Annotated in this window: 10 protein-coding genes and 4 pseudogenes; 8 read left to right on the forward strand and 6 right to left on the reverse strand. The window is 68.1% G+C overall.

The window, feature by feature from the left end:
- The 5 genes and pseudogenes from ACIOFR_RS37835 to ACIOFR_RS37855 all read right to left on the reverse strand — a co-directional run.
- Nucleotides 1–141: pseudogene (locus tag ACIOFR_RS37835) on the reverse strand (IS3 family transposase); the annotation flags it as partial.
- Nucleotides 142–192: 51 nt separating this feature from the next.
- Nucleotides 193–1061, reverse strand: a pseudogene (locus ACIOFR_RS37840) (transposase); the annotation flags it as partial.
- A gap of 139 nt (nucleotides 1062–1200) precedes the next feature.
- Nucleotides 1201–2201 (reverse strand): annotated as a pseudogene (locus ACIOFR_RS37845) (transposase).
- Between the two features lie 675 nt (nucleotides 2202–2876).
- Nucleotides 2877–5921 (reverse strand): alpha-mannosidase, encoded by a 3045-nt coding sequence (locus ACIOFR_RS37850; RefSeq protein WP_401004698.1) that lies wholly within the window; start codon nucleotides 5919–5921, stop codon nucleotides 2877–2879.
- A gap of 151 nt (nucleotides 5922–6072) precedes the next feature.
- A complete protein-coding gene (locus ACIOFR_RS37855) occupies nucleotides 6073–6330 on the reverse strand; it encodes a hypothetical protein (protein ID WP_401004699.1) in 258 nt (85 codons plus the stop codon).
- A 761-nt stretch (nucleotides 6331–7091) separates the two neighbouring features.
- On the opposite strand from ACIOFR_RS37855, the gene ACIOFR_RS37860 reads away from it, so the two are divergent.
- The 8 genes and pseudogenes from ACIOFR_RS37860 to ACIOFR_RS37895 all read left to right on the forward strand — a co-directional run bounded on the left by ACIOFR_RS37860 (nucleotide 7092) and on the right by ACIOFR_RS37895 (nucleotide 17312).
- The gene (locus tag ACIOFR_RS37860) at nucleotides 7092–8345 is read left to right on the forward strand and encodes an ABC transporter substrate-binding protein (RefSeq protein ID WP_401004700.1); all 1254 of its coding nucleotides are present in this window, start codon (nucleotides 7092–7094) and stop codon (nucleotides 8343–8345) included.
- A gap of 119 nt (nucleotides 8346–8464) precedes the next feature.
- Entirely contained in the window at nucleotides 8465–9355 is an 891-nt protein-coding gene (locus ACIOFR_RS37865; protein ID WP_401004702.1) for a carbohydrate ABC transporter permease, read from the forward strand.
- Nucleotides 9352–10197 (forward strand): carbohydrate ABC transporter permease, encoded by an 846-nt coding sequence (locus tag ACIOFR_RS37870; RefSeq protein WP_401004704.1) that lies wholly within the window; start codon nucleotides 9352–9354, stop codon nucleotides 10195–10197. The genes ACIOFR_RS37865 and ACIOFR_RS37870 overlap by 4 nt, the downstream gene beginning before the upstream one ends.
- On the forward strand, nucleotides 10194–12893 hold the full coding sequence (locus tag ACIOFR_RS37875; protein WP_401004705.1) for a hypothetical protein: 2700 nt from the start codon (nucleotides 10194–10196) through the stop codon (nucleotides 12891–12893). The genes ACIOFR_RS37870 and ACIOFR_RS37875 overlap by 4 nt, the downstream gene beginning before the upstream one ends.
- Nucleotides 12884–13595, forward strand: a pseudogene (locus ACIOFR_RS37880) (FadR/GntR family transcriptional regulator). Before ACIOFR_RS37875 ends, ACIOFR_RS37880 begins: the two are co-directional and overlap by 10 nt.
- Entirely contained in the window at nucleotides 13592–14623 is a 1032-nt protein-coding gene (locus ACIOFR_RS37885; RefSeq protein ID WP_401004707.1) for a LacI family DNA-binding transcriptional regulator, read from the forward strand. Before ACIOFR_RS37880 ends, ACIOFR_RS37885 begins: the two are co-directional and overlap by 4 nt.
- A gap of 44 nt (nucleotides 14624–14667) precedes the next feature.
- A complete protein-coding gene (locus ACIOFR_RS37890) occupies nucleotides 14668–16383 on the forward strand; it encodes a hypothetical protein (RefSeq protein ID WP_401004709.1) in 1716 nt (571 codons plus the stop codon).
- The gene (locus ACIOFR_RS37895; RefSeq protein ID WP_401004711.1) at nucleotides 16380–17312 is read left to right on the forward strand and encodes an ROK family protein; all 933 of its coding nucleotides are present in this window, start codon (nucleotides 16380–16382) and stop codon (nucleotides 17310–17312) included. The genes ACIOFR_RS37890 and ACIOFR_RS37895 overlap by 4 nt, the downstream gene beginning before the upstream one ends.
- 545 nt (nucleotides 17313–17857) lie before the next feature.
- Here ACIOFR_RS37895 and ACIOFR_RS37900 read toward each other — a convergent pair.
- Nucleotides 17858–18562 (reverse strand): FadR/GntR family transcriptional regulator, encoded by a 705-nt coding sequence (locus ACIOFR_RS37900; protein ID WP_401004713.1) that lies wholly within the window; start codon nucleotides 18560–18562, stop codon nucleotides 17858–17860.
- Nucleotides 18563–18587 lie beyond the last annotated feature (25 nt).

An 18587-nucleotide genomic window follows, 5' to 3' on the forward strand; every position in this document is an offset into this window, starting at 1 on the left:
GGTCTCGGCTGAGCCGATGCCCAGCTTCTCGGCGACGGCCCGCAGCGCGGCCGACTCGTTCGGGTAGTCACCGAGGACCTCGGCGACCATGCGCACCGCACGACGGCGCAGTTCAGGCGGGTAGGAGGAGGGACGTGCCATGACTCGAATCCTTACACGATTTCGAGTCTCCACCGAACCCGGGGCGGTTCACTCGACGGTGTTCCGTTCCTTGTAGAGGTCGGCGTCGTGGCTGACGGGCCGGCCGCCCCTGGAGCCCTTCTTCTTCCGGTTGGCGGCCTGGTCCTTCTTTTCCGGTATCACTGCCTTGATGCCGCGTTTGTGCAGGTAGGCCCGGTTGCCGCGGGACGAGTAGGCCTTGTCTCCGGCGACCGCGTCGGGACGGGTGCGGGGACGGCCGACGGGCCCGCGGACCCGGACTTTCTTGAGCACGGGGATGAACTGCGGGCTGTCGGCGGCTTGCCCCGCGGTCAGGACGAACGCCAGCGGGCGGCACTTCCGGTCGCCGGCGACGTGAATCTTGCTGGTCTGCCCGCCCCTCGAGCGTCCGAGCAGGGCGGCTTTCAGTCGGAGTTTGTGCCGACGCCGGATACGTCGTCGTTCTTCCCGCTCGGGATCGGCTTCGGCGTCCTGCCCGTTTCGTCCTTCGTGGTCGCCCCTTTTGACCGGGCCTTCTCCTCTTCGGCGGCGGCCTTCTCCAGGGCGGTGACGACATCCTCGTCAAGGTGCATCCCGGCGGCGTCGTGGTGGGCGCGGGCGGTGGTGGAGTCGACGCTGACCAGGGACAAGTCCACCTCACCGCGCTTCGCGGCTTCCGCGATCAGGCCCTCCAGCAGGGCCTCGAAGACGCCGGCGTCCCGCCACTGCCGGAAGCGGTTGGAGACGGTCGGCCAGGCGCCGAACTCCTTCGGCATCTCTCGCCACTGCCCGCCCGTCTTGAACCGCCAGATCACCCCCTCGAACTGCTGCCGCAGTCGCTCGGGGTACGGGCCGTACTCGCCGATCGGCAGGTAAGGCCCGATGAACTCCCACTCCGCATCCGTCAGTTGCTGTCGTGTCACACAGCCTGATCTACCGGATCAGGCCTCGCTGTGGGGGCGAAATCCACAGATTGATCACAACCAGATACGCGCCCTAGGCGTCCGTCACGGCAGACAGTCCCAGCCCATCGGACCGTTTTGGAACCGCCTTCACAAAGGATTAGGTGTGTTCCAGGTCGAAGCGTCGCAGGAACGCGTGCCATGCGGTGTCGGTGTCCGCGCCGGAGGGCGTGGGTCCGGAGAACCACAACCACACCGGCTTCGGGGTGCCGCCGGAAGGCAGGTGATCGACGTCGAGGCGGATCAAGGTTCCCTCGACGATGGGTAGTTGGCCCTGATAGTCGCTCCAGGCCGAGCGGCGCCAGATGCGCGGGTGCAGGCGGTGCCAGGCACGGACGCGAGCGGTGCCGTAGCGGCGGGTCGCGTGCTTGCTGTCGCTGTCGGGCTCGTGCCAGGTGGCGGAGGCGGCAAGCTCGAACCGGGCCCCGTGACGCGGGGGCTGGCCGCCTTTCGGGCCGATGCGGTGGTCGTCGGGCACGGGATTGAAGAAGACCCGATCGGAGCGCATCCGCACCACGACCTGGACGGGCAGATCCCGCAGGAGCCAGGCCAGGCGTGGGCCGTCGTAGCCGGCGTCCGCCACGATCAGTACCGGCGGGTCGCCGATCTTCCAGTGTCCGGCGTTGAAGACGCAGCGCAGGACCTCGCGGAGTTGGGCGGCGGTGACGGCCGCGGTGTCGGCACCCGGTTCCAGGCGCTGTGCGTCCAGGAGGTCGAGCCTTGTTCCAGGGCGGCGACGAATGAGTAGGGCCAGCCGGGCACCATTTCGTGGGTGTTCTCCCGTCGGCCGTAGGTGTGGCAGAAAGAGCGGGCGTCGCTCGTGTTGGCGTCCGGCCGCAGCCAGGCGGTCACGTCGACGGCGAGCACGATCCGTCCGCCGGGGCCGCGGGGAAGGCTGCGGGCCGCGATCGCGCACCGCAGGCGGTCCGCATCGAGATCCCCGCGGTTCAGGGCGGCGTAGAGGGAGGCGTGCGAGCGCCGGTGCTCGGGCGCCAGGGCCAGCTCGACCAGGGCTCGGACCGGCCCGTCAGTGCACAGCAGGGCGTCCGACAGCTCGAAGAGTGCATCCGCACGACGGGGCATCGCGGCGTACAAGTCCATTCGAAAGGACGACAGTTCCGCGATTGCCCGCTGGCGAACGGCCTCAGGGACCACAATCGACACAGACGACCTCCGGCTCCGTTGTGCGACTCGACATCACACAGCGTGAGACGGAGGTCGTCGCCCTGTCCGGCAGATCCCCATGTGGGTGACCAGATCGAACAACCTCAAGCCGATCACCGGAGGTAAAACGACAAGGTGAGAGCGTGGTGGTGAACCGGGTGGTGTTCGGTGGGGCCGGGCCGGGGATGCCTCGAACGTTCATGCTGGCCGCAGGGCAGGCATAGACGAACGGGCCTCTTGGTAGGAGTGCGGTTGTCGAGACCAACCCTCCGGCCCAGGAGGCCCGTTGCCGTACCAGTTCACCATCCCTGTGCCGGTCGATGCCACTTCGGACACTCTGGCGTGTGACTGCTTCGTTCACAGTACGGGGCGATCGCGGCGGGGCGGCGTGCGCCGCACTACCCGTCCGACATGACGGATGCGGAACGCCTCAGCAAGCAGGCCCCCGACGAAAGCCGGCCGCCACGACCGCCGACAGCCTTCCAGGACCACCTCGATCAGCGGGGCATCCCGCGCCTACGTTCGTGGCGAGCCGTCAGTTGAGGGGGCGGTGACCAAGATCCCCGACAGAGTCAAGCTAAGATCATCCACAAGGTAAGCCCGCCTCGATCGTTACCGCTCCCCGTCGACGGCGCGCCGGAACCGGAGCGTGACCAGTTCGAAGGGCCGCAGCCGGAGCCTGACCGCCCTATCCTCAACGGCCACGAACTCCTCGATGGGCCGTTCGAGAAGGTCGCAGGCTGTGACGTCGGTGAAGGAGAAGGACGGCGTCAGACGTGCCCTCGCCCGGCCACCGAGCGACTCGTAGAACCGGACCACGACGTCTCCGCTGGCGTCGTCGGCCAGCTTCACGGCTGTGATCACCACCGCGTCGTCGTCCACGGCGAACAGTGGCTGGACCGCCGCATCACCGGCGAGTACCCGTTCGGGCAGGTTGACCGCGTAGCCCTCGCGCACCGCGTCGGCGATGGTGCATCCCACGACGAGTGCGTGCCGGAACCGGTGTACGCCCTGGTCGGTGTGCGGGTCGGGGAAGCGCGGGGCCCGCAGCAGCGACGCGCGTACCGTCGTGGTGGTGCCCTGGTCGGCCGCGCGGACTGCCCGGGTGACATCGTGACCGTAGGTGGAGCCGGTGACCAGCGCCGCGCCCCAGCCCGACTCATCGAAGTGGACGAACCGGTGGTTGCACGCCTCGAACTTGGCGGCGTCCCAGCTGGTGTTCGTGTGTGTCGGGCGGTAAAGGTGGCCGAACTGGGTCTCGGAGGCGTACCGGTCGGTGTGGATGTCGAGGGGGAACGCCACCTTAAGGAACTTCTCCCGCTCGTGCCAGTCGACCTCGGTGTCCAGGTCCAGTCGCCGGGACCCGGCGGCCAGCGAGATCGTCTGCACGGCCCCCGAGGCGCCGAAGGAGCGGGCCACCCGGATCGATACCCTCCGCGGCGTGTCCACGGTGACCGTGATCCCGTCGACCCCTGTCAGGTCCGTGACGGTGTTGCGGTAGAACTCGTCGACGTCCCACGCGTCAAACATGTTCGGGAAGTCCGGGTGGATCTGCAGTAGGTTGGCCGCGGCGCCCGGGGGAACGGACTCGCGCCGCGCGGCGATGTCGTAGGCGGACACGATTAGGCCGCGGGCGTCCACGGCGACATCGAGCAAGCCGTTGCTGAGCGTCCAGCCGCCGTCGGGGCGGGCCGTGACAGCGCACCCGTCCGCCGCCGGGGCCGTGACCCTTCCGCCACCGGCCGGCACCGCGGCCCGGGCGTGCGGGGCCGCGTTGAACACGACCTCGGTGCCGCTGCCAGGGTCACCGGCCAGCGCCAGCAGCGCCCGGCCAATAATACCGCCCAGCTCTTCGGCGACTGCGGCGTACGTCTTCTCCGCCTCGCGGTGCACCCAGGCGATCGAGGAACCGGGCAGGATGTCGTGGAATTGGTGCAGCAGTACCGTCTTCCAAATCCGGTCGAGTTCCGCGTACGGATAAGGCACGCCAGCCAGCAGGGCGGCGGTGGCCGACCACAGTTCGGCCTCAACGAGCAGGTGTTCGCTGCGCCGGTTGCCCTGCTTGGTCTTGGCCTGGCTAGTCAAGGTAGCCCGGTGCAGCTCGAGGTAGAGCTCGCCGGCCCACACCGGCGGGTCTGGGTACTCGGCCTGGGCCTTCGTGAAAAACGCCGCCGGGGTCTCCCATCGAACCGTTGCCGAGCCCTCTAGGTCCCGCATCCGGGCGGCCTTGGCGATCATTTCCCGAGTGGTGCCGCCTCCGCCGTCGCCCCAGCCGGTCGGCGCGATGGAGTGCCGTGCCCGGCCTTTGTCCTTGAAGTTGCGGGCGGCGTGCGCGATCTCCCGGCCCAGCATCGAGCAGTTGTACGTGTCGACCGGCGGGAAGTGCGTGAAGATCCGGGTGCCGTCGATGCCCTCCCACCAGAACGTGTGGTGCGGAAACTTGTTGATCTGGCTCCAGGAGATCTTCTGGGTTAGCAGCCACTTCGAGCCGGCCGCCTTGATGATCTGCGGCAGTCCGCCAGCGAACCCGAAGGTGTCCGGCAGCCACGCCTCGGAGTTGTCGACGCCGAACTCCTCGAGGAAGAACCGCTTGCCGTGCACGAACTGCCGCGCCATCGCCTCAGAACCCGGCATGTTGGTGTCCGACTCGACCCACATGCCCCCAGCGGGCACGAACCTGCCGGACGCCACAGCCCTCTTCACCTTGGCGTACACCTCCGGGCGGTGTTCCTTGATCCACGCGTACTGCTGGGCCTGCGACATCGTGTAGATGAAGTCCGGCTCGTCGTCGAGCAGCGCCGTCATGTTCGCCGTGGTCCGCGCGACCTTGCGGACGGTCTCGCGCAGCGGCCACAGCCACGCCGAGTCGATGTGAGCGTGTCCGACCGCGCTGATCCGGTGCGCGGACGGCTCGGCCGGGGTTGACAGCACTTCGGCGAGCCGCTCGTGGGCCGCGGCGGCGGTGCCGTTGACGTCCTGGAGGTCCACGGCGTCGAGCGCGCGGTCGACGGCGCGCAGGATGTCCCACCGCCGGGCGCCCTCGACCGGCAGCTCAACCATCAGCTCGCCGAGCACCTCCAAGTCCTGGACCAGGTTCCACACAGTGTCGTCGAAGACCGCGAGGTCCATCTGGGTCAGTGTGTACTGCGGTTTGTCCCCGGCGGTGTGTTTGTCGCCCAGCTCCGTCGGCTGGAAGGGGTGATAGTCCTGCAGCACGGGGTTGGAGGCCGCCTCGATATGCAGCACGACCTCCTCGCCGCCGCTGACCGGCGTGCCGATCCGGACCCACTGGTTGCGCGGGTTGAGCCCCTTGACCGGTGTGCCGTCGGAGAGATAGACGAGCCCCTCGCACTGGAAACCCGGCATGTTGGCGTCGAAGCCCAGGTCCAGCAGGGCCTCCACCGTCCGGCCGGCCCAGTGCTCGGGTATGGTGCCGGACACCGTCAGCCAGCTGGTGCCCCATGGCGCGCCCCACGGGTCGCCGACGCTGATCGGGATGCGGGGGGCCGCGAGCCCCTCGGCCACCGGCACGGGCTCATCAGGGGCGACCCAGATCTCCACCCGCAGGGGCACCGTCTCCGGATAGACGGCGGGGCGGATCCGTTCCTCCAGGACCCGCTTGAGACGGGCCTCGACCAGGTTGCGGTCGTCATGCATGGCAGGTGCTCCTCGAATGGATGGTCGTACAGGAAGAGGTCACGACGAAGTCGATGCCGCGTGCGGCGCGGTAGTGCTGGTCTGCGGCACTGTGCACGGACACACTGCATAGAGATGACGCCGTATCACAGGTGGATCCGTCTGGTCCGCGTCAGGGGATGGTTGGTGTCCCAGTGGTTCCTGACGGGCCAGGCGAGGAGCGGCAGATTGCCTGTCGCGGTACTGCACTCGGCGGTGGACCTAAGCGGAAGTCGCCGAACTGGATCATCGGCGCGTCTGGCACGAGCAGCGCGATTGCCACGTCCTCGTCCCACATCGCCTCCGACGATTTGGCGGTCACCCAGTTGCAGCAGGCGCCCTCCCACTGGTCGGCATCCAGGCGGACCACCTGACCGGCGGTGTCGAGCATCGCCTCCCAGTCGGCCCCGCATCGTCGGGAGAGAGATAGATGCCCTGTGGGTTTGGGTCGAGCGACCTGTCCGCTTCGTGTTCCAGGCGGATGATGGGATCGCCTTTCAGCAGGGATGTGGTGGAGCGGATGCGTCATTCGGGGTGCTCGAAGGGTTCATCGAACGTCACCCGGTCAAGGCCGATCCGTACGAACCAGTCGTGCCCCGTCGGGCAGCAGGCAAGGCGGCGATGACCTCTTGAATGGGTTGGGCCACCCGAGGGCGGGCCGCGCGACGGGGGGCAGTCCTGGCCAACAAGCGGTCCTGAAGGTCTCGCGCCGAGGTGTGACCTCCCGGTATGGCCGTCCCGAGAGGCCGCCTCATGCGGCACCTCCGCAGCGGCGCGAGCTGTGCAGGTGCCCTCAACGGACGAACCCCCAGGACGCCTGATTGGATAACGTTATCGCCTCTAGTGAGAGCCAGAAATGATCTTGATGCGTGGAGTTGTAACGCTGGGGCCGAAAGCTAAACCTTCCCGTAACCCCAAGTCAATAGATCGAGGGAAGTTGGCGCACTGGAAAGTCATTGACATCGAACCTCCCGCGCTCTAAGCTCCGGGTTCCCGGAGTTGAGATAGCGTTATCTCCAGCGCGCGCCCCGCAAGCCGTGATTCGAACGCAGCCCGCCTGACCAGCTGAGACGTGATTGACGACCGTCTCAAATCGGGCATCTCTCGTCCCACCCCCAGGAGAACAGCATGAAATCCCTTCGCTCCAGAGTCGTGTTGACACTGTCCATCGCCGCGACCCTGGCCCTCACCGCCTGCTCCACCAGCAGCCCCACCCCCGCCGGCACCAGCACCCTCAGCTTCCTCACGTTCGAGACCCCGGCCCTGACCGCCCAGTTCTGGGACACCTCGATCGCCGACGCCCAAAAGGCGACCCCCGGCGTCAAGATCAACAAGATCGTGTCGCCGAGCGCGGACCGCAACGCCTACGCCAAGCAGTTGCAGGCCTCGGGGCAGTTCCCCGACCTGCTGGCGTCGATCAACCCGAAGGACTTCATCGACGCGAAGCTGCTCATGCCGTTCGACAAGGAGTGGTTGCAAGCCAACTTCCTGCAGCCGGAGGCCAACAGCATCAAGGGCGCGACGTACATCCCGCCGACAAACTCGCAGATCCTGCCGATGGTGTTCTACAACAAGGACATCTTCGCCAAGAACAACATCAGCGTGCCGAAGACCTGGGCGGAATTCGTCGGCGTGGTCGCCAAGCTCAAGGCCGCCGGGGTCACCCCCATCGAACTCGCCGGCGCCGAGCCGTGGTCGGCCAGCATGCCGCTGGTCGGACTGGTCAGCGCCGACGTCCTGGGTAAGAACAAGAACTGGGTCGCCGACCGCTACGCGGGCAAGACGAACTTCACTGACGCCAACGTGGTCGCCGCGGTGCAGAAGCAGCGCGACCTGATCACCGCCGGGGCGTTTGACAAGGGCGCGCTCGGTGTCAACTACGCCGACGCCAACGCGCAGTTCCTGGCTGGCAAGGCCGGCATGTACCCGATGGGCAGCTGGTTCATCGGGCAGATCAAGCCCGAGCAGGCCGCCAGCTTCGGCACGTTCATGCTGCCCACCGACGACGGTTCGCTGGTCGTGCCGTTCAATGTCGGCGGGACGACCGCGGTCAGCGCCAAGGCCGCCGATACGGCGAAGGCGGTCGCGTTCGCCAAGGCTTGGTCGTTGTCGCCCAACAACCTCAAGGCCCTGATCGAGTCCGACGGCGCGTTCCCGATGTTCAAGAACATCAAGCTCGAGGACTTCGACGCGAAGGTCACCCCCGTGTACACCGACGCGTTCGCACTGGTCGGGCAGGAGAACACGAAGGTCAGCTCCATAGGCTGGGTCACCAACGACGACGCGATGCCCCCGGGCGTGGCAGACCTGTTCTACGCCGTTTCGCAGCAGCTGTTTACCAACGGCGACGTCGCCGGTCAGTTGGGCGCGCTGGACAAGGCGTGGGACAAGGCGGCCGTGAAGTAGCCAACTCCCGTCGCCTCGGTGGCGGCCGCCGTCCCCGGGCGACCGCCACCGAAAGCCCGCGCCTCGGTCGCCCACGGCCGCCGCGGACCCCGCACATCGCAAGGAAAGGAGATCCCGCCGTGCCGTCCCCCCGCCCTACCACACGTCGCCCGCTGGGTCTGGCCGCTTTCGCCTGGGTCGCGATCCTGCTGTACACCGCGTTCCTGATCTACCCGGTGCTGCAGAGCCTGGTGATGAGCTTCACCGACCGCAACCCGCTGCGCGCCGACAGTCAGTTCGTGGGCGTCGACAACTACCAGGCCCTGTTCACCGACGAGCGGCTGCGCGCGACGTTGCTGTTCACGTTCACCGTGGTGGTGGTCGTGACCGTCGTCGCCAATGCGTTCGGGCTGGGGTTCGCCCTGCTGCTCAACCGCCAGAACCGCGCCTTCCGGATCATGCGGACCCTGGTGTTCATCCCACAGGTGGTCTCCGGGGTCGTCGTCGCGTTCATCTGGCGCAGCATCCTCACTGAGAATGGCCTGCTCAACGTGTCCCTGCAGCGCCTTGGCCTGGTCAACGAGCCGATCAGCTGGCTGGGCAGCACCCAGATGGCCACGATGTCGATCTGCGTCGTCGTCAGCTGGGTGACGATCGCGTTCGCCACCGTCGTGTACTCCGCGTCGCTGCGCTCGGTCCCCCCGGACCTCTACGAGGCCGGCCGCGTCGACGGCGCGGGGGCGTGGCAGAGGTTCCGGCACATCACGGTCCCCATGATCGCGCCGGGCACCACGATCACCGTCGTGCTGTGCCTGATCACCACACTGAAGCTGTACGACATCATCGCCGTGCTGACCGGCGGCGGGCCGGCCAACACCACCCAGTCGACCGCCTACTACCTGGTGCAGGTGGCGTTCACCAACAACCTGTTCGGCTACTCCTCGGCGCTGGCGATGCTGCTACTGGCACTTACGGCTGGCTTCGCCTACGTCGTCACCCACCTGCTGCGCAAGAGAGAGGTGCGGCTGTGAACAGCACCCAGCTCGCCATGCGCCTGCGGCACGCGATGCACCCGGTTTTCGCCTGGCTGGTCACGGCGGCATTCATTCTCCCGATTTACCTCGCCTTTGTCAGCGCCTTCAAGGACCAGGAACACATCCTGGCCAACCCGGCCGCACCGCCCATGCCGTTCACGTTCGACAACATCCTGCACGCCCTGCAGCGCCCGGACCGGCTCGTGCAGGGTGGACTGGGCAACTCGGTCGTCGTGACTGTGGCTACCGTCGCGATCCTCGTACCCCTCGCCTCGGCTCTGAGCCTGTACATCTCCCAGCGGACCCCCCGGGTCAAGGCGGTTCTGCTGGCCTTCTTCGCGCTTGGGTTGATGGTGCCGCCGCAGGTTGTCCTCCTGCCGATCGTGAACCTGCTGCAGCAAATCGGCCTGGACCACAGCCACACCGGGCTGATCCTGTCCAACGTCGGCGGCGGGTACCTATCGTTCGCCGTGTTCGTCTACGTCGGCTTCCTGCGCTCGGTCCCTCCGGACATCATCGAGGCTGCCCGCATCGACGGGGCATCGGAGATGCGGATCTGGTGGCAGATCGTCATGCCCGTGATGCGCCCGGCCACCGCAACCGTGAGCATCTTCCTCGGCCTGTGGGTGTGGAACGACTTCCTCAACCCGCTGTTCATCCTCGGCCCGCTCCAGGGCCAGACGATCACGACCGGCGTGTACCTGTCCGTCGGAACCTACTCCACCGACTACGGACAGCTGTTCGGGATCATGTTCCTCGCTGCGGTCATCCCCGTGATCGGGTACCTGGTCGGGCAGCGCGAATTCATGCACGGACTCATGTCAGGAGCCTCCAAGTGACCCCGCCGCCGACAGTGCCGCCACTTGACAGCTTGTGCGGCGACTGGATCTCTCGGGCAGACCTGGCCCACCTGCCGTCGCTGCGCAACCAGTGGGGCCAGGCCCACGTCAACGCCGACCTGACCTCACTGTCATGGCTGGCCATCCCCCCGTTCAGCGGCGGCTACCACACCGGCGTGCTCCGCATCGACGGCCGCGTACCGGAGGCCGCGGAGTTCCAGTGGTCCGCGTGGGGCGTGCGTCGCCGGGCCGGATGCGGACCGGTAACGGTCACCACCGACACCCGGATGGGCTATGAGGGTACCGACATCTCGTGGCGCACCGAACTCACCAATACCACCACCCGGCCCGTGCGGGTCACCGTCTCGCAGGAACTCCTGGCTCCGATCGCCCACTCCGAGACCGGTTGGGGCTGGCTGTACGGCACCCCATGGAACGACGGCCACCACCACGACTTCTTCACCACCGAACGTGTCCGCGCCGAGGTCCTGGCCGACCGGCCCCGCCAGGTCCAGTTCCTCGCGCCGGGGCCCCGGCACATCCGGCTCGGCAGCCCGCGTACCCCCGGCATCCAGCGCGACGAGGACGGGGCCCCGATGCTGCTGGACGCCGAACTGCCCGACCACACCAGCCCCGACGCGGCCCGGCCCCGGCCGCCCGCCGCCCGCGCGGTGATCCGCGACATCGAAGTCTCCGTCCCGCGCGAGTCCCCGACCCGGGTCGGTACCGTGGAGTACCGTCTCGACCGGGCGGAGGCGGAACTCCGCCTCGAACCCGTGACGCTGCCCGACGGAGCGACGCTCGCCTTCGACCTGTTGGTCGACCAGGCCGGCGAGACCGGCGTCCTGCTCACACACGGCAATCACCCGGACTCCATCCAGTTCGGGCTCGACGACGGGACGCTGTGGCTGCGCGCCGCCGGCGAGCTGCTCCTTGCTCCCAGCCTCCTGTCCCCCGGCACGTGGCACCGAGTGTCGGCGCAGGTGGGCGGGGAAGGGGTCAGGCTTGTCGTCGACGGTGTTATCGCGGCCGCCACCCGGCCGTGGTGGAGCGGACAGCGCTGGCGGGCCGAGCGCCATGGCGACACGGTTCTCGTCGTCGACGCGCACAGTCCCGCCAGGTCGGCCTACGCGTTCGGGACGACGCCGGACAGTCTGAGCACTGACGGCTCCGGCGGCGTTGCCATCTGGAACGTCACCGTCAGCCCGGGAACGTCGGTGGTATTGGGAACGGTCCTTCATGTCGGGACCAATGCACTCGACGTTCTCAGCGGCGCCCGCAGCCAGGCCAGACAGTTTCCCGCCCTGTTCGAAACGGTCGCGAGGAGATGGCGCGAGACTTGGGCGGCGGCCTTCACCCCCGGCAACACCGAGTTCAGCGGTCACCTCCCCACCCTCACCAGCCACGACGCCGGCCTAGCTCGCAGTTACTACCTGGGCGCGTTGCTGGCCATCTACATGCGCAACACCGGGGTCAGCCCTCTCGGGCCCGTCTTCCTGACCGGAGGACCGCGCCTCGGCCCGACCATCACGTTCTACTGGGACCAGTCCGAATGGGCCCGCACGGCGTCGCTGCTCGAACCGGCAGGGATCCGGGCGTGGATCCTCGCCGCACTGGCCCAGCCCTATCACCGGTCACACTCGTTCGACACCCGCAATCTCCTACCGATCGGCAACCACTACACCGCCAACGACCACGCCCTGTTCCGGACCGTGCGCGCGTACCTCGACATCACCGGGGATCTGGGGCTGTTGGGCGCGACCGCCGCGGGCTGCACCGTCCTGGACCACCTGCGCGCCATGGCCTACCGACACCGGACCCAGCGGGCGGACTTCGGCGGCGGAATCCTCAGCGACTTCGGACGCGATCCGTGGGAACTCCTCGAATGCGTCCCCAACTACCGCGACGCGGTCGTGTCCTTCAACGCCGGGCACGTCGGTATGCTGCGGTCCCTGGCACGGCTGCTGCGACACATCGGCCGACCCGACGAAGCCGACCACGCCGACACCGAAGCCACCGAACTTAGCGCAGCGGTGCTCGGCCAGTACTCCCGAGGCGGCCGGTGGAACATCGCACATCCCGAAGGCGACGAGACGATCGGACACTGCCTCGACTTCCAACTCGTCGCCGCCGACATGCCAGAAGACCTCAGCGACACCCAACGCATCGAGATGGTCGACTTCGTCACCCGACACCTCCTCGACGGCGACTGGATGCGCGCCCTGGCACCCGACGACCCGGTGGCGCCATACTCCGACCGGGCCGACCATGGCGCCGCAGGAGCATTCGGTGCATGGCCCGGGGCGACCGCGTACGGGCTGTGCCGTCTCGGCCGGCCCGATCTCGCCCAGCGGTTCCTGAGCCGGGTCCACGCCAGTACCTCGGGTGGTCTGTGGGGTCAGGCGATGGAGGCCGTCGGGGACGGTCGCTACCGCGTCGCTGAGCGTGGCGTCTCCAACCGCGACTGCAACTCCGGGGTAGCGGTCACTGAAGCCGTGATCGCCGGACTGTTCGGGCTGTACGCCGGCCACTCCGACCTCGCAGTGCCTGACGAGCCGATCACCGCGTCTGCAGGCGAACTGCACAACGTCAACGGGCGCGGCTTCACCAGCCACCGTCGCCACCGCGACACAGGCCTGCAGGTCCCTGCGCAGTCCGTCGCGGCCGGGCCTTTGGGAAGTGCCGTATGGCAGTGACCGACGACGCCATCGAGAAGGTCAAGGAGATGATCCACTTTGGCCAACTGAATGCCGGTGGCCGGCTGCCGAAGGAGTCCGCACTCGCCGAGCGCCTCGGGCTGTCAAACAGCTCTCTGCGCGAGGCGGTCAGGGTACTGTCGTTCCTGGAAGGCCGCCATGGCGACGGCACCTACGTCTCCAGCCTCGGCCCGGCCGTCTGCTGGACACGATCAGCTTCATCGTCAACCTGCACCGCGACGGCTCCGTCCTGCAGTTCCTGGAGGTACGCCGCGTCCTCGAACCGGCCGCCCCGCACTGGCGGCCTGCGGATGAGCGCCCTCAGCATTGCCCCGCCTGCGCCAGGTCATCGACAACCTGGGGCCGGACACGACAGTGGAACAGTTCGTGGCGAACAACCCGCAGTTCCGCCAGCTCATCGCCGCCGGTGCCGGCAACCCGGTCATGTGCTCCGTCCTGGAGGGCATGGCCGGGCCCACCTCGCGGGCGAGGTTCTGGCGCGGTATGGCACAGGGAGCCGTCGAGCGCACCCGCGAGCAGCACGGTGCCATTCTCGACGCGATCGCCGTCCGCAGACCCGACCTCGCGCACTCGCGGGCATCCGCGCACATCGACGGGCTCGACCAATGGCTGGTGCGGGCACTGCGCGCCCACCCGCCGGAGCGCGGAGACCTGTTCGTCTGTGAACCGGGAGTGAAATGACCAACCGCAATCACACGAATACCGACGGGCCCCGACGCAGGCGTCCGACGATGGTCGACGTCGCCCGCGAGGCCAACGTGGCGTTGCGCACCGTGTCCCGGTACGTCAACAACGACCCCACCGTCGGTATCGACCTCGCCGACCGGATCCGTGCAGCGATCACGGCACCGGACTACGCCCCCGACGAACGGGCACAGCAACTGCGCCGGGGAACGACAGGCATCGTCGGCGTCACCGTGCGCAGCATCGCTGGGCCGAACCCGCTGCTTGGGGCCGTCGACCAGGCAGCCCGCGTGCACGGGCTGACAGTGCTGGCCATGGCCACCGACGACGATGACCAACGGGAACGCGCTGCGGTGCTGTCCATGTGCGGTCGCCGGGTCGACGGCATCATCATGGAACCGACCAGCGACAATCACCAATACCTGGCCACGGAGATCGAGTCCGGGATGTCGGTCGTTGCCGTCGACCGACGCAACGCGGGCATCGACACCGACGCCGTGGTGTCCGACAACGCGGCGGGCGTCGGCATGGCGTTCCGGCACCTCGTCCAGCACGGCCACCACCGCATCACCTACATCGGCGACCAGGAACGCGTCTACACCGGCAGCAAACGCGCCGCCGCCTTCCGCGCGTGCACGGCGGCCAACGGCGGAGCGGTCGACAACATGGTTCACCCCGGTGCGGTCGAACCCGCCCGGATCGCCGCGGCACTCGCCATCGTGCTCGGCGGCGACCTGCCTGCCACGGCGCTCATCACCGGGAACCAGAACACCACCATCGAGGTACTGCGCCAGCTCGGCTCGCGAACGGGTGTCCCTGCCATCGTCGGGTTCGACGACTTTCCGCTCGCCGACCTTCTCCAGCCCGGGTTGACTGCGATCGCCCAGGACAGCAGGAAGATCGGGCGCCTCGCGTTCGATCTGCTCCTGCCGCGTATTGCGGACCCGACCCGGCCAACGGAGACCGTCACCCTGCCCGTCGAACTCATCGTCCGCGGCTCCGGCGAACAGCCGCCGCCGGCTTGACAGCGCCACCGCGCATGGCCGAAATCACATCCGTAGGAGAGATCATGTTCGACACCCCCGTCGCCCACCCGTACAACCTCAACCCCTGCTATCCACCCATGGTCGGTGCCGTCGGCTCCGGCTGGTGCGCCGCCGCTGCCACGCTGCCGACAGGCAGCCGCGTCCTGGCCATCGACGGCCCTGCGGCACTGGACTGGGAGGCCGTCGTCGACGGGCTGGCCACCGCGCTGGACGACGGGGAGTTGAAGGTGCTGCGGCTGGACACACGCCAGTTCTTCGTCCCGTGGGGGGAACTTCTCGCCCGTGCGGAGCAGGGGTTTCTGGCCGAGGATCCTGACTTCGCTACCAGGGCGACCGGTGACCTGGCGGACTTCTTCGCTGACCTGCCCTGGGTGCAGCCGCCGACTGCTGGCGCCATGCTGGTCGTCTATGGGCCCGGTGCGGCGCTCGTCGACCACGATGTGCTCTGGTACGCCGACCTGCCCAAGCGCCACGCCGAAGCGGCCATCACCGCCGGGACGGGACGTAATCTCGGCCAGCCCCACCATGCCGGGCCCGGGACGACCCGGCGGTTGTTCTACATCGACTGGCCGCTGCTGGACCGCCACCGCGACGCGATCGCCCCCCGCGTCGCGCTGTGGCTCGACACGCAGGAGGACGTGGTCACCTGGCTTGACGGCGAGGCGCTGCGGCGCACCCTCGCCGACCTTTCGGGGCGTCCGATTCGCACCCGGCCCACGTTCAATTCCACCTCCTGGGGTGGGCACTGGGCGCAACGCGAACTCGGCTTCAACCCGGAAGCTCGCAACACCGCCATCGGGTACGAGCTGATCGCCCCCGAGAGCGGCGTGCTGATCGGCGAACGTGGCCACCCGAAGATCGAGGTCCCTTTCCAGCTCCTCGTCGCACTGCACCCCGTCCGGGTGCTCGGCGAGCGGGTGCACGCTGAGTTCGGCACCTCTTTCCCGATCCGCTTCGACTTTCTCGATACCGTCGACGGCGGCAACCTGTCGTTGCACTGCCACCCCCGGGAGGAGTACATGAGGGAGGTCTTCGGCTGGCCGTACCCCCAGCACGAGACCTACTACGTCATGGTCGGCGGCCCCGGCTGCAAGGTATACCTGGGACTGCATGACGCCGACGTCTCCGACTTCCGGGACCAGGCACTCGCCGCCGACAACCACCGGCAGCCCTTCGACGTCGAACAACACGTGCAGACGTTCCCCGCCGACGCGCACCAGCTGTTCCTCATCCCGGCGGGTACCCCTCACGCCAGTGGCAAGGGCAACGTGGTCCTGGAGGTCAGCGCCACTCCCTACCTGTACAGCCTGCGCTTCTACGACTGGCTACGTCGCGATGACAACGGCAACGACCGCCCCGTGCACATCGACCACGCCTTCAACAACCTCGACCGCGACCGCGTCGGCATCCAGGTCCGCAACGACCTCGTGCAACAACCCCGCACCCTGCGCACTGGCGACGGCTGGCGCGAGGAGATGATCGGCGACCTACCAGAGATGTTCTACGAGGTACGCCGTTTCGTGCTCGACTCCGACAGGGCCGCCACCGACGACACCGCCGGACGGTTCCACATGCTCAACGTGGTCGACGGCGACGGTGTCGTTCTGGAGACCTCGGGCGGGCACCGGTGCACCCTTGCCTTCGCCGAGACCTTGACCGTCCCCGCCGAGGTGGGCGCGTACACGCTGCGCCGTGCCGGGACAGGCCGTACCCAGGTGGTGAAGGCGGTAGTTCGGTGAACGCCCGCATCGCGCCCGTCCTGGAGATCGGTGGCACCCACGTGAGCGCCGCCTTCGTGGACCTGGACACCCGCAGACTCACCGCCGGATCGCTGACCCGCCGGTCGCTGCGACCGGAGGGCACCGCCCAGGACATCCTCGGCACAATCGTGCGCTGTGCCCGGAGTCTGCACGCCCTGCCCGGTGTCCGGTGGGCGGTGGCGACCCCGGGACCGTTTGACTACGCGTCCGGTGTCGCCCTGTTCCAGGACGTTGGTAAGTTCGAGGCGCTGCACGGGGTGGACGTGCGCCGCACCCTGACCGGGGCTCTGCCCGCTCCCGACTCGATCTGTTTCCTTAATGACGCCGACGCGTTCCTCCTCGGCGAATGGTGGGCTGGTGCCGCGCGGGGTCACGACCGCGCTGTCGGGATCACGCTGGGCACCGGTGTGGGCTCGGCGTTCCTGGCCGACGGAGCCATCGTCGACGGAGCACCCGACGTCCCGCCCGAGGGCTGCGTGAACCTGCTGACCTACGACGGCAAGCCCCTGGAGGAGACGGTCTCCCGACGGGCGATCCGCGCCGCCTACGCGGCCGCGCGACCGGCGGACCCACCTGTCGACGTGCGCGAGATCGCGGACCGGGCCCGTGTCGGCGACCTGGCCGCCAAACAAGTCCTCGCCGACGCGCTGCGCGCCCTGGGCATCTGCCTGGCCCCGTGGCTGCACCGCTTCGACGCTTCCGTCCTCGTCGTCGGTGGCTCCATGGCGGCGTCCTGGGATCTGCTCGCCGAACCGTTCTACGACGGCCTCGACACGCTGCACCCCCGCGTGCTCGCGCGCCTGGCCGTGACGCCCGCGCGGCTTCCCGACGCGGCGCCGCTGATTGGCGCCGCGCTCTGGGCCGCCGAGGCCGGCCAGCCTGCCCCGACCGCTGGCAGCGGACCGTAGGACAGCCACGCCGCGGCAGTCGGACGTCCGGATCACGAACGCGGGGAGCAGATGGCGATTGCGGTCCCGGGTAACCCGTCAACGATGAGTGACGTCGCAGCGCGTGTGGGTGTGAGCTCGAACCGTTTCCCGGGCGGTGCGCGACGACGTGACCGTGTCCCCCTCGGCCCGGGGGAAGATCCTGGCCGCCGTGGAGGAGCGGGTACCGCCGCAACGAGGTGGCCCGCAGCCTATGCCACGGGGTCAGTACCGGGCTGATCAGTTTGGTGACCACCCTGGCCAATCCGTTCTATCCCATCTCGCGCTGGGCGTGGAGTCCCCCCGAGCACGGGTTGACCGCCGTGCTCGGCAATACCGGCGAGGACGACCGGACGATGGTCGGGGCCAACCGCATCTCGCCTGACTTTCACCGCAAGGTCCAACAGCCACTCGGAGCGTGGTGCGGGCCCGGACGGAACGTCTACGTCCCCAATCTGACACAAACTGGCCAGGCCGAGGTGGGCAGAGCTGACAGGGCTGGTAAGTCAGGGGCGCGCAGGTATCCGCTACGGCGTCGGAAAGAGGATCGATTCCGCCGTACCCAGGGTGCCGCGCAACCAGTCCTCGACTCCTGCGACGTGAATCTCCGCCCAGGAGGCAGCCAGGTCCGATCGATGAGCCGCGATCGCATTGAGGATGGCCTGGTGTTGCTGGCGGGTCTGGTCGACAGCGCCCGCCTCGGTGACGCCGCGCCAGATCCGCGCCCGGGTGGTCGGAGCGGAGATCCCGTCGAGCAGCGAGCAGAGTACGGTGTTGCCGGAGCCCGCCGCGATCCGCTGGTGGAACTCCAGGTCGTTGGCGATCAGTTCGTCCAGGGTGGGTTCGTCGCCGAGCCGGTCGAGGATGGCGCCCAGCTCTGCCACCTCGTCGTCCGACATCAGTCGGGCGGCCATCGCGGTCGCGGCGGGTTCCAGGATCCGCCGCACCTCCAGGAACTGCATTACCGTGTCATCCTGGTGAAACTCGACCACGAACCCTAGAGCGTCCAGCAGCAGGTTCGGCGCCAGGCTGGTTACGTAGGTGCCGTCACCCTGCCGGACGTCGAGCACACGGATGAGCGAGAGTGCCTTCACGGCCTCGCGCAACGAGCTGCGGGACAGACCAAGCCGCTCGGCGAGGTCGGCCTCCTTGGGGAGCCGTGTTCCCGGAAGCAATTCGCCGTTGACGATCATCGCCTTGATCTTGTCGATTGCCTCGTCGGTCACTGGCACGTGCGGGGCCTCTCGTCGGACGTCT

Source organism: Kitasatospora sp. NPDC088346, assembly GCF_044740765.1.
In the GTDB taxonomy this organism is placed as follows: domain Bacteria; phylum Actinomycetota; class Actinomycetes; order Streptomycetales; family Streptomycetaceae; genus Kitasatospora.

Excerpts from the sequence above, each read along its gene's own strand:
- ACIOFR_RS37850 (WP_401004698.1), bottom strand. The coding sequence starts at position 5,921 with ATGCATGACGACCGCAACCTGGTCGAGGCCCGTCTCAAGCGGGTCCTG.
- ACIOFR_RS37885 (WP_401004707.1), top strand. The coding sequence starts at position 13,592 with ATGACCAACCGCAATCACACGAATACCGACGGGCCCCGACGCAGGCGT.
- ACIOFR_RS37890 (WP_401004709.1), top strand. The coding sequence starts at position 14,668 with ATGTTCGACACCCCCGTCGCCCACCCGTACAACCTCAACCCCTGCTAT.
- ACIOFR_RS37855 (WP_401004699.1), bottom strand. The coding sequence starts at position 6,330 with ATGCTCGACACCGCCGGTCAGGTGGTCCGCCTGGATGCCGACCAGTGG.